11 protein-coding genes are annotated in these 15,660 nt (G+C 42.1%); 2 read left to right on the top strand and 9 right to left on the bottom strand.

The features are described from left to right. Positions 1 to 163 precede the first annotated feature (163 nt). Positions 164 to 1,405: an ATP-binding protein gene (locus KSW37_RS06260; protein ID WP_254368566.1), complete on the top strand. Its 1,242-nt coding sequence runs from the start codon at positions 164 to 166 to the stop codon at positions 1,403 to 1,405. Positions 1,406 to 1,497: 92 nt separating this feature from the next. Here the strand turns inward: KSW37_RS06260 and KSW37_RS06255 are convergent, their stop codons facing one another. The 7 genes from KSW37_RS06255 to KSW37_RS06225 all read right to left on the bottom strand — a co-directional run bounded on the left by KSW37_RS06255 (position 1,498) and on the right by KSW37_RS06225 (position 12,463). Beyond that, positions 1,498 to 2,622, bottom strand: coding sequence for a BACON domain-containing protein (locus KSW37_RS06255; RefSeq protein ID WP_217313710.1), 1,125 nt, complete (start codon positions 2,620 to 2,622; stop codon positions 1,498 to 1,500). Positions 2,623 to 2,636: 14 nt separating this feature from the next. Then, positions 2,637 to 3,953 (bottom strand): DUF4302 domain-containing protein, encoded by a 1,317-nt coding sequence (locus KSW37_RS06250; protein WP_217313709.1) that lies wholly within the window; start codon positions 3,951 to 3,953, stop codon positions 2,637 to 2,639. A gap of 18 nt (positions 3,954 to 3,971) precedes the next feature. Continuing rightward, the gene (locus KSW37_RS06245) at positions 3,972 to 4,868 is read right to left on the bottom strand and encodes a zinc-binding metallopeptidase (RefSeq protein ID WP_217313708.1); all 897 of its coding nucleotides are present in this window, start codon (positions 4,866 to 4,868) and stop codon (positions 3,972 to 3,974) included. Positions 4,869 to 4,913: 45 nt separating this feature from the next. Beyond that, complete coding sequence (locus KSW37_RS06240; RefSeq protein ID WP_217313707.1) at positions 4,914 to 6,539, bottom strand: RagB/SusD family nutrient uptake outer membrane protein; 1,626 nt, start codon at positions 6,537 to 6,539, stop codon at positions 4,914 to 4,916. A gap of 21 nt (positions 6,540 to 6,560) precedes the next feature. Beyond that, the gene (locus KSW37_RS06235; protein ID WP_217313706.1) at positions 6,561 to 9,878 is read right to left on the bottom strand and encodes a SusC/RagA family TonB-linked outer membrane protein; all 3,318 of its coding nucleotides are present in this window, start codon (positions 9,876 to 9,878) and stop codon (positions 6,561 to 6,563) included. Between the two features lie 423 nt (positions 9,879 to 10,301). Beyond that, positions 10,302 to 11,762 (bottom strand): sensor histidine kinase, encoded by a 1,461-nt coding sequence (locus tag KSW37_RS06230; protein ID WP_217313705.1) that lies wholly within the window; start codon positions 11,760 to 11,762, stop codon positions 10,302 to 10,304. 5 nt (positions 11,763 to 11,767) lie between these two features. Beyond that, on the bottom strand, positions 11,768 to 12,463 hold the full coding sequence (locus KSW37_RS06225; RefSeq protein ID WP_217313704.1) for a response regulator: 696 nt from the start codon (positions 12,461 to 12,463) through the stop codon (positions 11,768 to 11,770). Between the two features lie 247 nt (positions 12,464 to 12,710). Here KSW37_RS06225 and KSW37_RS06220 point away from each other — a divergent pair, with 247 nt between their 5' ends. Beyond that, positions 12,711 to 12,965: an XRE family transcriptional regulator gene (locus KSW37_RS06220; RefSeq protein WP_217313703.1), complete on the top strand. Its 255-nt coding sequence runs from the start codon at positions 12,711 to 12,713 to the stop codon at positions 12,963 to 12,965. A gap of 52 nt (positions 12,966 to 13,017) precedes the next feature. Here KSW37_RS06220 and KSW37_RS06215 read toward each other — a convergent pair whose 3' ends face one another. Together KSW37_RS06215 and KSW37_RS06210 are read right to left on the bottom strand one after the other, a co-directional pair. Continuing rightward, entirely contained in the window at positions 13,018 to 14,229 is a 1,212-nt protein-coding gene (locus KSW37_RS06215) for an NADP-dependent isocitrate dehydrogenase (protein WP_117693399.1), read from the bottom strand. Positions 14,230 to 14,486: 257 nt separating this feature from the next. Then, positions 14,487 to 15,341 carry an OmpA/MotB family protein gene (locus tag KSW37_RS06210; protein WP_153082951.1) on the bottom strand — a complete coding sequence of 285 codons (855 nt, stop codon included), beginning with the start codon at positions 15,339 to 15,341 and terminating at the stop codon, positions 14,487 to 14,489. Positions 15,342 to 15,660 lie beyond the last annotated feature (319 nt).

Genomic DNA, 15,660 nt, shown 5'->3' with positions numbered 1-15,660 from the left:
CATCATCTGTAAAAGAGTAGCCATTCAACTCTACCTCACGGGTCTCAAACCAACCAGTGTCCTCATTATACACACGTTCAATTCTTGTCTTACGTTTCATTGTCACTTCTGTTTGTTCCTAAGTGACAACCTTTTTCAGGGAAGTACAATATATAGATAGATTATGATCATCGAACGCAAAAGATACATACAGCAACTGCTCAATAGCAGACACAATGGACTGGTAAAAATCATCACCGGTATTAGAAGATGCGGAAAGTCTTTCCTGCTATTCAACTTATTCAAGAGACAACTCAAACTAGATGGTGTAGACAAAGAGCACATCATAGAAATGGCTTTTGATGACTTTGGCAATAAGGTATATCGCGACCCTGATAAGTTCTACCAGTATGTAAAGAGCCTCATCAAGGACGGTAGGATGTACTATATCCTTTTGGACGAGGTGCAGATGCTGAAAGATTTTGAGGATGTTCTGAATGGATTGCTCCATATCCCCAATGCTGACATATATGTTACAGGCAGCAACGCCAAGTTCTTGTCAAAGGACATCATTACCGAGTTCAGAGGTCGAGGCTACCAGATTCATATTTCACCACTCAGTTTCTCCGAATTCATGTCTGTCTACCAAGGCAGCCAAGAGAGCGGTTGGGTAGAATATCTACAATATGGCGGACTGCCACCTGTCATCCTACAACCTACAGATGAAGATAAGATTAAGGTACTTAAAGACCTTTGGCAAGAAACTTACTTGATTGACATTCTTAACAGAAATCGCATCAAGAACAATGCTGAGCTAGAAGAACTTCTCTGTATGTTATCATCTGGCATAGGAGGACTGGTAAATCCTCAAAAACTATCGAATACATTCAAGACCAACAAAAATATATCCATTGGCTCTACCACTCTGAAAACATACATCAATTATTGCTCAGATGCCTTTCTTATAGAGGAAGCCAAGAGATACGACGTGAAGGGAAGAAAATATATCAGTACTCCTATGAAGTATTACTTCACCGACTTAGGACTGCGCAATGCACTCATCAATTTTCGCCAAATAGAGAAGCCCCATCTCATGGAGAATGCGATATATTGCGAGCTGAGAAGACAGGGATTCAATGTGGATGTAGGCGTGGTAACAGTGAATGGGAAAGACGAAAACGGCACTAGTTATCGCAAACAACTAGAGGTAGACTTCGTGTGCAACAAGGGCAGTCGCCGATGCTATATCCAGTCGGTCCTCAGCCTGCCATCGCAAGACAAGATAGAGCAAGAAATCAACTCATTGCGCCGCATAGATGATGGTTTCGAGCGAATCGTCATTGTGGGCGAAAGCCTCATCAGCAACCGTGATGCAAATGGTATACTCTTCATGAGCATCTATGATTTCATGCTGAATGACTTATAATCAACAATAAATAAGGGGCGTGCTTAAATGAGCACGCCCCCAGACGAGAGATTTTATGTATTCTTTTCACAAAGAATTCTATAAATATATATTTATTTCATGATGGAAAGTTTAGGTGTCGCAACGTTCATCTTCTTGCGAGCACCCGAAGCATCTATCTTCAAGAGATAAGGTGCTATCATATTCATCAAGCCACCAATACGGGTGTCACCTGTGAACTCCTTTGAAGAGAATGCGTAAAGCGACAGATAATTTACGTTATAAGTCCATGAACCATCATTTTCGAACTCAGCATAGGTTCCATCTTCATCATTATGGAAAGCAGCAGAGTAGGTAACAGACGGAGACCATGTTATATAACCAGCCTCCGAATCACCTAAAACGATACCCATATTATAGATTGTATTCTCATCTACCTGGTAGTCGCCGATATAAGAGCCTGCAGCAATAGACAACTTACAAGAAGCCGCATCGAAATTTACAGGAATTGTAAAGCCTAAATCAGGCAATATCAAGGATAGCTTTCCTGCCTCATCGGCTACCAAGTTTGCTTGAAATGCACTAGTCTTACCCGTTGAAGCATTTGTAAATGCCAGATAATACGTGCCTGCAATATCTTCTGCAAAATCATACTGAGAAACAAGAACAGAATCCTTAAACTCTCCAAATGAATACTTTACGTAAGCCTGACGCATATGACCAGTTTCATTGACTGCAGAAGAAACTACTACGCTGTCATTCTCAACACTGGCAGTAAGCCAGTCTGCAGTAGTAGAAACAACCGTTTTACCATTGGTATTCAAGGCAAAAGCCTCTCGTGATGCGCCATTAGCTAAGGAAACGGCAGTACCCATATCACTCTGGAAATAGAAACCCTGCTGCTGTACTGTTACATTTACAGAATCTACTCCAGACTTGATGGTAAGCAAACTGGAACGGCCATTATTAGTCTCGTTATTATCTACCGAAACCTGAACGGTAGAATCATTCAGAGCCGTAGCCTTACACCAGTCGCTGGCACTGGAGAAAGTGATAGGACCTTGCGACTTAACCACAACAGTTCCTGTACCAGCACTGGCAGAGAACAAAACATCTGATTTTACCACAGAGATGGTAGACGCACGATTGTATTCTGCCCCTACCTCATCGTCGTCGCTACAAGCGACGAACGACAAGGCCAAAGTAGCCATACATATTAAACTAAATATCTTTTTCATATCAAATTCATTTTTTATTGTTTAACCAATCCGTACAAATATGGAAGACGGTTGCTACCATTAATCAACCATGAACTATTATTGAACTGACCAACAGAAGAACCTGATGGAGTTATCAACCACAAAATGAACGAATCCGTAACCAAGCCTGAATAAGAATTAGTCTGGAATGTATATACAGGTTTTTCTGTATCCATATTCCACTGTGTCTGAACTCCGGCTTCCGATGCCCAAGTAAGGCTACCACCAGCTTCAAGACCCCAAGCGCAGAGCCAGACATCGTTGCCACCATATGAGCCAACAATCTGAGAGTTCAATTCCAGGTTACCCTTGCTCTTGTTAAACTTCAATACAGGCTTGATATTATCATTGAGACCTTCCATGATGAAGCCAGACTTATCTTCTGTAGGTGTCAATGTAACATTGAGAGCATAATAAACACTCTTACCGGTAGATGGATTCTTATGTGGCCAATAATACAGTTTATAATTACCTGCATATTGATCATACTTCACATAATCGGCTGGCAAAGTACCATTAAATGTTACGGCAGTACCGCCAGAAGTTACACCAGTAAACGTGTTAGTCTCAGCATTGAAGTTCAAAGAACTCAGTAGCTCGCCGTTGATACTGAATGGCATGTAGAAACGAATACCAGTATCAGTAAAGGCAAAAGCCTGCTGCTGTGCATTGGAACCATCCTCATTGCTAATCAGCAACTGTTTGTTATCCAAATCAAATTCACCCAAGAATTTTGTATCACCAACAGTACCTTGCAGACCAGAGACGATGAAATTGTCTTCCATTTCCAGTACCTTATTGATATACTCTTCAGGTGAAGTTTCCAGCTTACGGAAATAGAAGGTATTTCCTGTCTTCTTGCCATGTACCTTGATTGCATCATCACCGATAGAATCTACAACAAATTCGAAATCACCATGATATGCCTCATAGTTGCCAGCTGATGGTGTAGCAAAGAGATGCATCAGATCATTATATGTATCAAATGTCAAGACCGGTCCCTGGTCATTTGTCATCTTATAAAGACTTTCACAGGAATTGCCCGGATTCAGGTCACTAGAAACCGTAGCTTTTCCATCAGCAAACTTTATGGTGAAAACACATCCGCCATACGACTGGGCCTCCTCTGGATAATATTCCAAGAGCCAGCCATTTTCTGCACTAGTAAACGCCTTATCGGCATTATCCATTGCATCTTGTACTCGCAAGGCAGCATCCTTGTCGAAGATTTCCTCTTGATCTTTCAGACAAGACTGAAAGGCGAACATCGGCAAGAGGAGCAATATATATATGAATAGTTTCTTTTTCATATTCCTTTTATGTTAAAGTTATTTCACACTAATATCTGTCAAATCAACTTTGCCTGCAGCCAAATCTGCCTGACGACGAAGAATCGTATCACGGAGTTTGTCCATATCAATACCCCAGGAATCCTTCATGTAGCTCTTAACGATATCAAGTTTGGCCTGCAGAAGAGGTGCACCGTTCTCTCCAGCCTCAGCCATCCATTCATCCCACTGCTCCTTAGAGTTGGTTACATATAAAGACATCATCTCTGCAAAATCCTCCGTATCAGAATGCTGAGCATAATCAGAAATAAAGCCTCGTTCCAAGTAACCCACATTAAAAGGTTCTTCACTCCAGGAATCTGCGACATAAGAATTACCGGTAATCAACTTAAACTCAGCAGAATATTCTTTAGTCTGATTCAGAATATGGGTAAACTCATGATGAATCGTCTTAAAATAGTAATGGTTCAACGCAGTAGGACTACTCTTGTATGTATCCAGATAATTAACACCCGTCAGCAAGATTTTCTTGCCGCTTTCTGCAGTACCTAAGATAATAGTACCATTGTTACGATACTCCCACTCACCGATGGTGAAAATCATCTTAGGGAAGTAGTTACGTGTAAAATCGATACCGGCAACCTCATCATAAGATTCCAGACAGAGATATTTCACCAGATGTGCCATCTCGATGGCCTGGTTTAACTCTGCAGGAATGGTATAATAGTCAGCATCGGTCTCTTTATACTCATAACGATACTTGAACTCCAGATTATACGGATTGACAAAATTGGCAGTGAGCCACTTGTCAAAGTCGTTGGCCTGCTTCTTATCTATCGTAATTACGCTCTCGGCATTCAAGTCATCTTCTGAACAGGAAACCAAGGCTGTACCTGTAGATACCGCAAGCAAAGCATATAATAAATACTTTTTCATTTTCTTTCCTTATTATTGTTAATAACTTGGTTCTTCCTCACTACATTATTCTGTAGGAGTTGTAGCAGTTGTTGCCTTGCGTGGATTAGCAGGGCAACCAGCATCACGAACCTTCGGTGGTATCTGGATGGCACGGCGTTCATCATCCTTCGTCAAGACATCAGTCTTCACAGCTGGCAAACCATTTGCACTCATAGTACGACGAATGATTTCTATACCATATCTCTTGATATCAAACCAACGAAGACCACCCTCCATGGTTTCGATACGGCGGAAGTTTAGCATACACTGAAGCATGCACTCCTGTGTGCTACCCTCTGCATCAATAGAGAATGCAGGATTCAGATGCTTCTTAATGGTAGAATTAATACCCTTAGGATCATCATCGGTAACCGTATAAGAATAAGGTATGTCCTTGTAGAATTCTGTGATGTTCTCTGGTGTAAGTACCTTGTTGGTCTTCACCATATTCTGCATCCAGAGTGTCAGATCGGCTGCAGCCTCATCATACTTCTTCAGCATGATATAAGCCTCAGCACGGTTGAGCAAACATTCGTCTGTAGTAAACGTGGTAATCACTGTACGGCGATAACCTATCTGTGCCACAGGATCAGAAAACTCAAACTTATAAGGCATCTTCCAGAAGATAGTCTTATCAAGGTTGGTTGCAGTATATGACTTCATGTCGGAATAGAAAGAAGCACTGCCCCAAATATTTCCAGCCTTACCATCCTCATGACTTGCAACATACGAACCATGAGCATATTTTGAGTAAACTCTGTAAGGACCAAATGCCAAACCTAAGCTACTTACAGCCGTATTAAGCATAAGATTACAGTTTACACCTGCATCAATATACTGATTAGTAACGGCATCATAAGTCTGCGTCATACCAGCAATGGCTTTCCAGTCACGCAACATGGTCTTAGGCTGACTTCCCAGACACTTAGTGGCATATTCTACAGCCTTGTCCCACTTTTCATAATACAGGTAGAAACGGGTAGCAAAAGCATAGGCTGCACGAGTATTGAAATGATACTTAGGCACCTCCAGATGAGAATCACCTACCAAAGGTAAAGCCTCCTGAATATCCTTATCTATCTTTTCATAAGTTTCGGCTACAGTACCACGAGGAGTCTGTGCCATCAACTCACTCGAAGTCATACTAATATACGGAATACCTGCATCTTTCGTACTGGTCTGAGAGTTATAAGCCTTTGAGAAAAGGTTTACCAAAATAAAATGATTGTAAGCACGACAGAGCAAAGCTTCTGCCTTTTCTTCCTTCAGCGAAGTTGTGGTGGCACCACCCATCTCTTCAATACCATCAAGAGCCAGATTGGCATTGGCGATGGCATTATAGCTAGCCTCCCAATAATCCTCAGGAGAATCATTGTCACCCTCTGTTACATCCTCCCAGGCGTATACCTGATCGACGAAGCGGTCGGTATTAGGATTCGACTCTCCATAATTATCAGAATTATCAGACATAAGTTCTGTAACCAGCGCATATGTCTTGTCGGGATAAGCTGAAGTCAAGATGCTCTTTACCTTTTCTTCAGTATCTATTGTCGTACGGTTGTCTGGCAATGTATCCAGGAAATCATCGCATGATGTAAACGATGCTCCCGCAGCAAGTACCATCAACACATATAATATTTTCTTCTTCATACGTTTTTCTTCCTTAAAAAATTAAATACCCAAGTTCAATGTCATTGTAAACTGACGAGCCATAGGAACGGCAACACCACCCGTATTGAAGAATTCAGGATCCTGACCATTCAGCTTCTTATCTGCATAAATCAAGAAGAGGTTGGTACCCTGCAATTTCAATGACAGATTGCTTAATCTCAAAGCTGAAGCCCATGCCTTAGGGAATTCATAGCCCAAAGATATTTCCTTCATACGAATAAAATCGCCCTTAGCAATACGCTCTGTTGAATAGTTATATGCATTATAAGCATACTTCAAATCGGTATCCATCTTGTTCTGAGTCTTGCTGGCGATAACAGGAACCGAAGTTCTGTTCTCGTCACCTGGCACTGCCCAACGATTCTTAAACTCCTTAGGAGTAGAAGTCAAATCATCATATTCATTACTGAAAACAGGATCCAGACGAACTACATTACCAAACGAATAAGTAAGGAAGACATTCAATGTGAAACCTTTATATTTAAAGATATTACCCAAACTACCTACATCGGTTGGATCTACACTACCCTCATACTTCAGATATTTCAAGTTCTCAGGATCTGATGACTGGAAATAGATGTCACTTACTGTAACATTACCATCCTGATTGATAAAGGTAGGAAGACCTTCCTTGTTCAAGCCCATAAACTGAATAGAGAACAAACTTCTGACAGGATAGCCCTCCTGAGCGAAACCTGTACCAGAAACCAAGTCAATCATACGTTTACTTGTCTTCAAGTCTGTAACCTCATTATGAGTATGAGAGTAAATAAAGCTGGTTGACCATGTAAAGTCCTCTGTTTTGATATTGGTAGTATTCAAACTAAGCTCCAAACCACTAGACTTCATGGAAGCGATGTTACCATAACGCTGTACCTCTCCAGAAAGTCCCCACGTATTGGCAAGACCAATCAAATCGTAGTTGTTACGCTTATACCAGTCAATTGCCAGATTGATACGGTTATTCAAGAAACCAGCCTCCAAGCCAAGATTCAACTCATGCTTCTTCTCATAAGTCAGATCACTATTTGCAGCCTCTTTCTGATACAAAGCACTTTCCTTTACACCTGCAAAAGGACGCCAAGGAACAGTACTGCCTATCACTGCAAGAGAATTGGTTACAGAAGGACGGTCACCAGTCAAAGAGTAAGAAGCCTTCAATGTCAAGTGAGACAAAGCTGGCTCAAGAGCCTTAAACCAACTCTCCTCATGAGCATTCCATGCACCGGAAATATTCCATGTAGGCATCCAGCGGGAAGAACGGCTCTTACCCAATCCATTGGTACCCTCATAACGAACAGTACCATTCACTGTATACTTTCCTTTATAAGAATAGGTAGCATTGCCAAAGAAGGCAGCACTACGCTGGTGCTTATTTACCAAAGTATAATATTCAGAGTTATCCTCTACACCTTTTTTAAATACCTGATAAGCATAGTTGGCAATCTCACCCATACTATACTGCATACCCCAACCACGGAACCATGTAGAATGACGGTCGTTACTGTTGGTTTCCATACCACCATAGAAATTTACGATGTGATCTTCATTGAATACATCGTTATAACTGATGGCAGCACGCATATCCCATCCAAAAAGACGGTTGTCGGTGCGCTCATAAATACCACCATTAGGCAATACTGAGACTGGCAACGCATAAACATCATCAGGATCGGTATAAAGAAGATTATTATTATTACGGATAGTTGATGTAGCCATCGCACGATAAGCTAAAGCCTGGTTTGAACTATCCAAAATATAATGTTCCTGTGAAGTAGCAGAATATTTCACTGCACCCAACAAAGAGAGTTCTACCTTCTTGATTGGCTTGTAGTTAACACGTCCCTGCAAACGGAAATCAGAAACATTCAAATCCATATAGTTACTTTCCAACTCATGGAAGATATTGAAATCAGCATAGTTGCGGGTATAATACAGAGTAGGATCAAGCGCACGAGATGTGTTCAACGCATAAGAATATGGGTTGATATCGAAATCACGCTTTACCTCACCAGATACAGCATCAATAGAACTGCTCAATGTACCAGGGGCCTTCTGCTTACGATATGATGCATTACTGATCAAGTTCAAATTCAACTTATCCGAAATATTGAAAGTTGAATTCAAGTTGGCTGTATAACGCTCTACCTTACTCTGCAATGTCCATCCTGGATCAAACATAGCACTGGCAGATGCATAATACTGAGCCTTATCAGTACCTGCACTTACACTTACAGAGTGGTTGTGCTGAATGGCAGTTGAGAAAAGAGAATCAAACCAGTTGGTATTGCGATACTCTGCGCTACGCAAATAGGCAGCCTTAGCTTCTGGAGTATTAGCCAAAGCAAACTGACCGGTTGTAGGATCATACTGACTCAACAACTGATACATCTTACCATACACACCACTTTCTGAAGCTACGGAAGTCTCAGCATAATTAAGATAACCTTTCTGTTCCAATTCCTGATAAACAGACATCTGGTCCTGAGAATTCATGATATTGAAGTTAGCATAGCTAGGCTTCAAACGCATTGTATATTCACCTGTATAGCTAACACGAGCCTGACCGGCACGTCCTTTTTTAGTAGTAACTACGATGACACCAGCCATGGCACGGGCACCATAAATAGAGGTAGCAGAACCATCCTTCAAAATCTGGAAACTTTCAATATCGTCTGAGTTCAAGCCTGCAATAGCTGAAGAAATCAAGGTATTAGCATCACCAGAAGATAACTGGTCTGCACTAACATCTACCACATCCTCCATGATGACACCATCTACAACCCAAAGAGGTTTAGAAGAACCATAGATAGAAGTAGCACCACGGACACGAATCTTTGGAGCGGTACCGAAAGTACCAGAAACGTTCTGTACAGACACACCGGCTGCACGACCTTCGAGGGAGCGGCTGATATCAGCTACACCATCCAACTTTGCATCTGCAGCATTTACGCTTGTGGCAGAACCTGTAAAAAGTCGCTTATCCACTTTCTGCATACCCGTTACAACCACCTCGCCCAAACTCTTGCTATCTGCCTTCAGGCGGATAGTCATCTTGGCGGCTGGAGTCAAGGTCTGGCTCTGCATACCGATGTAGCTAACTACAAGTTTCTTACCAGCAGGTACCTCCAAAGAGAAGTGACCGTCAATATCGGTGACGGTACCTGTACGTGCCGCTCCGGCGACTACGACAGATGCACCGATGACAGGTTCACCATCTTCCAGAGAAACTACGGTACCTGTTACTTTCGTTTGAGCCAATGCCCCCCCACATAAAAGGAAGAGATTGACTAACAAGAAAAGCAATTTTTTTTCCATAAAATCCTCTCTTAAAAATTAAACAACTCTTATAACTTTATATTATTATTTTTTCTCTTCTTACACTTTTTAAATATCTCTCATTAATTTACGGGTGCAAAGATAAGAAAAAGTATTGAATTAATGCAAACTTTATCGATATTTTTATAGAAAAAAGTTAGATTTTCTTGATTTTCGTCTACATTTAGAAATATCGTCTACACTTTTAATAGAAAAAAGTCAGAAATAATAGATTTAAGCAAAGTTTACGAAAAGAAAACAAAAATGTTCTAAAACACAAAAAAGGCAAGGTTTCTGTAAAACCCCATTCAGAAGTTTCCCAGAAGTCTTGCCTTTCTTTACCTATATTTACTACTTAAGTACCTTTATCAGCCACTTGATTATTTATATTTGCCGCTTAGATATTTTATTCAAAAAACATTTTTATTTCTTAAGCGTAAATTCAAACTTCAAGCCGCCTTCCAGCTGATTGCTCACCCGGATGGTTCCGCCATGTAGGAGAACGGCATTCTTGACGATGGCAAGACCCAAACCGGTGCCACCCATCTTGCGGCTGCGTCCCTTATCTACCCGATAGAAACGCTCAAAAAGACGGGAGAGATGCTCGGCAGGAACACCCTGACCGTTATCACAGAAGATGAAATGCCACTTATTGCCCTGCTCCTTGGCACTCAACGTTATCTTACGTCCTTCGCCGGCATAAGCTATGGCATTGTCGGTAAGATTGCGGAACACACTATAGAGCAGACTGCGGTTACCCTTCACGACAATATGCTGGTCGGGAAGAAGATTCTCAAAAGTCATCTGGTGCGACTCTCTTTCGAGCGCCGTCTCACGGGCTATTTCTCTCACCATCTGCGTAATGTCTACCGCCTCGAAATCTATCATATCCGAACCGTCATCCAACCGGTTCAGGGTTGAGATGTCGCGGAGCAGAGAGGTGAGGCGTTCGCTCTGAGCATAACAGCGCTGCAGAAACTGCGACTTCATCTCTTCGTTGATATGCGGATTGTCGAGTATCGTTTCCAGATAACCCTGGATACTTGCCACAGGAGTCTTCAGCTCATGGGCGATATTCTGGGTAAGCTGCCGCTTCAGTACATCCTGTTCACGTCGGGTGGTCTGTATGCGCTTATACATCTTGATGATACGCTCGGCTATCTCGCCCAACTCATCGTTAGGGAACTTGGCGAGATCTTCCACCTCAAGGCTCTCGTTGTGGTCAGCCTTATAAGCAAAGATGCTCAGTTTGGAAACATTCTTACCCAGACGGTCCGTAAAACGGTAGAGCACGATGGTAAGCAGAATGACGGCTACGATGGCAAACCAGATGAAATGCTGGTCGGCCTGCAACGATTTTGCCAAATCATTATTGTAAGGTAGTGCCGTACGGATGATGAGCTTGCTTTCCGGAAAATAAGAAGCCACATAGAAATAGTCATGCTTCAGGGTTTTAGACTGTCGCTCCACGCTTGAGCCTACCCTGTTTTTCAAGGCCTCTGCTATTTCCTCACGCTTAGCATGGTTGGCAAAATGTTCATAGTCGGAACTCATGTTGTCATAAATCACCTTACCGTTCGGACGCACCAACGTAACACGAAGATCCTTGCTTTCATGTTCGCGTACAAAAGCCTGCAACTTTTCATGAGCCACAGTCACATTCTTATTGTGAAGGCTATCCTGCAGAATAATTCCTTCACCAGGAGAGAGCGCCAGATCTTCTGCCAGCAGTTCATTATAATTTTCCAGTTTGATAGTAAGCGTACCTATTTTATACTGTTTCTCTCGTGCCTGCTGGAACACGATAAAACTGACAGCGAACACAAGGAACACCGCCAGCACACTGAAGTACAACTTTCTACCTACACTATTTAACTTAAACATTTTAATTACGCATCAAAATAATAACCAAATCCCAGACGGGTAACGATGCACTTGGCAAACTTACCAATCTTCTTTCTCATACGGGTGATGTTGACATCCACCGTGCGGTCGAGTACCATCACATCCTTAGGCCATACCCGGTCGATAAGTTCCTGACGGGAGAACACCTTGCCGCGCTCTTCGAGGAAAAGACGCAGGAGTTCGAACTCGGTCTTGGTGAAAGGGATATCCTCACCATCGATGCTCACTGTCTTCTTGTCCAGATTCAGCTGCAGTCCCTGATAGTTGATGGTCTTCGATTCATCAGCATCGCCAGCCTGTTCAGCCGTACGGCGCAAGACGGCACGCACTCTGACCATCACCTCTCGGATAGAGAAAGGTTTCGAGATATAATCATCGGCACCGATATTGAATCCTGTCACCGTATCGTTTTCCGTATCACGGGCTGTAAGGAAGATGATTGGAACATTGGCTGTCATCGGATTGCCCTTCAACTGCTTAGCCAGCTGAAAACCGCTCATTCCACCCATCATGACATCCAACAGCAGCAGGTCGAACGAAGCAATGTCCATCTCCAAAGCCTCTTCTGCCGAATTGGCTGTTTCTACCTCGTATCCTTCGGTTTCGAGATTGAACTTCAGGATTTCACACAAGTCTTGCTCGTCATCAACAACAAGTATTCTTTTCATATTCTCTTCCATATTTTATGTTATTTAAAATATCGCTGCAAAATTACGACTTTTCTTTCGTAATAAGCGTTACATTTGATTACATTTTCGTGACATTTAGTACTTTAAAGAAAAAAAACATAAAAAAAAGGCCATTTTGTTACACATTTTAACTTAGTGTTCCAAAATCGCTACATGTTTCTTTGCTAGTTAGAAACAGAAATACTACTTTTGCACCCAATATAACTATAAGTGAGCATTATAACACAACTGAAAGAGTATGAAAGATAAAGTAAATGCAATTCCCTTAATCGGTGAAATCATTAAGGAGGAGTTAAGCAAGCAAGGCAAGACAACAGTATGGCTTGCTGAGCAATTAGGCTGCCACCGTACTAATATATATAAGGTATACGGCAGAGCCACTATAGATACGGGTATGCTTTACCATATCTATCAGTTGCTGAACATTGATTTGTTTAAGGTTTATTCAGACGCTTTGCGTAAGCGCAAGAAAAAGAATCAAGATTTAAACTAAAAATAACTAAAACAATAAGACCTGAGGTTAATCACCCCAGGTCTTATTGTTTTTATGCCAATCGCTTTTCCAGACGCTCGCGGATGGCAGCGATAAAGCCAGCTGAGTTTACAGCCTTAGCCTCAACACCTTCCATCAGGTTTACGAGATCCTTGGTAGCGATACCATCATTCAAAGTATCGAAACATGCAGCCTCCAACTGGTCGCCAAAGTTCTGAAGTTCCTTGATGCCATCCAGTTCGCCACGCTTTCTCAACGCACCGCTCCATGCAAAGATGGTAGCCATCGGGTTGGTAGATGTATCTTCACCCTTCAGGTAGCGATAGTAATGACGGGTCACGGTACCATGGGCTGCCTCATACTCATACTTGCCGTCAGGAGAAACCAATACGGAAGTCATCATCGCCAGAGAACCGAAGGCTGTACTGAGCATATCGCTCATCACATCACCGTCATAGTTCTTGCAAGCCCAGATGAAACCGCCCTTACTGCGGATAACACGGGCTACGGCATCATCAATCAATGTATAGAAATACTCGATGCCGAGTTCTGCAAACTTCTCCTTATAGTCGCTCTCATATACTTCTTCAAAGATTTTACGGAACTGGGCATCATAAGTCTTAGAGATGGTATCCTTGGTAGCGAACCAGAGATCCTGCTTGGTATCAATGGCAAACTTGAAGCAGCTGTGAGCAAAGCTGCGGATACTCTTATCAGTATTGTGCATGCCCTGGATAACTCCGGCGCCATCGAAAGAATGAATCTCTATCTCCTGCTTCTTGCCACTCTTACCCTCGAACACGAGTTTGGCTGTACCTGGCTCATCTGCACGAAGTTCTACACTTTTATATACATCGCCGTAAGCATGACGGGCGATAGTGATAGGCTTCTCCCAGTTCTTTACACATGGGTGGATGCTAGGGATGGTGATAGGAGCACGGAACACAGTACCATCCATGATGCTACGGATAGTTCCATTAGGACTCTTCCACATTTTATGGAGTTTATACTCGTCCATACGCTGTGCATTAGGAGTGATAGTAGCACACTTCACAGCCACACCATATTTCTTAGCCGCCTCGGCAGAGTCGATGGTTACCTGGTCGTTGGTCTGGTCGCGATAAGGCAGACCGAGATCATAATACTCAGACTTCAAATCAACGAAAGGAAGAATCAGTTCGTCCTTAATCATCTTCCAGAGAATTCTTGTCATCTCATCACCGTCCATCTCTACCAATGGAGTTGTCATCTTAATCTTTTCCATAACACAATATAATGTATAATTAATAATTTACAATGTACAATGATTAGGGCAGCCAAGTAGCCCCTTGATATTTTGCCTGCAAAATTAATAAAAATAATTAAGAAAAGAAAGGATATTAAGAATATTTCTAGCAAAATGACAACAAAAAGCACTTTTTCACGGCTTTAAAACATAAAACATGTATATTTATACTGAAAAAGGCATCAATAAGTCTTTAACAACTCATTGATGCCTCTATCTATTTACTTTTTACCATTTTACTTCTCCTCAGGAGCCTTGTCGATCAAGTCCATGAACTGGTCGAGCTTAGGAGTGATGATAATCTGAGTGCGGCGGTTGCGCTGCTTGCCTACCTCTGTATCGTTAGTTGTTACAGGGTTGTACTCACCACGGCCACCAGCTGTAAGACGCTTAGGATTTACACCGAAATGATCCTGCAAGTACTGAACAACAGAAGCTGCACGGAGAGCAGAGAGGTCCCAGTTGTTGCGGATATTCTTCATCTTGGCACTTGTAGTGCTTACTGGTACGTTATCGGTATTACCCTCTACGAGCACGTCGTAATCCTTGTAGTCTGTGATGATCTTAGCAATCTTGCTCAATGTTTCCTGAGCACGGCTGTTTACCTCATAGCTACCACTCTGATAGAGCATATTGTCAGCCAGAGAGATGTAAACTACACCCTTCAGAACCTGAACATCAACCTCCTTCATCTCTTCCTTGCTCAAAGAGCGGGTCAGGTTGTTGGTAAGAACCATGTTGAGCGAATCGCTCTTGCTCTTTACCTCAACCAGGTGGCGGATATACTGGTTGCTCTCGTTGATCTGGTCAACGAGTTTCTCAATGCTCACGTTGTTCTGGCTTGCATTGTTCAAACTCTTGTCAAGTGAGCCTTGCAACTTAGCGTAATCGCTCTTTGCAGAAGCGAGCTGCTCCTGGGCTGCTGCCAGACTAGCCTCTGTAGCTGCCAGTTTTTCCTTGGTAGCCTGATAGTTGCTTGACAATTCCTTATTCTCATTCTGGCAATTCTGAAGATCTTTCTTACTTGCACAGCTTGTAGCCATCAGAGCTACTGCCATCATTGCCATTACCATTAACTTTGTCTGTTTCATATTCTTTCTAATTTAAATTTTCTTGTTATTGTTAATTGATTATAGTATATTCAGCGTCGTTTACTACCTTTATATATTAGAGTTCTCCCGGCTTTTATCCGTTATCCGGAAGCTTCTACCTTTTAGGGCATTCAGAAGCAAATTCACTTCTTTCTGCTGCAAAGTTACAGATAAGACTCGAATAAACACTATTTGTCAAATGCATTTAGACATTTTTAACCTCTAAATCTTTATTTATCACCTTTTTAACCAAAAAAGGCAACTAAAAGCACTTTTCTTACGGCAAAACTGTCAAATGTAGCCTCTTAAGGTAAGAATA

Source organism: Segatella copri, from assembly GCF_019127135.1.
GTDB lineage: Bacteria > Bacteroidota > Bacteroidia > Bacteroidales > Bacteroidaceae > Prevotella.
Note: the sequence above shows the minus strand (reverse complement) of the source record. Positions and strands in the feature narration are given on the sequence as shown.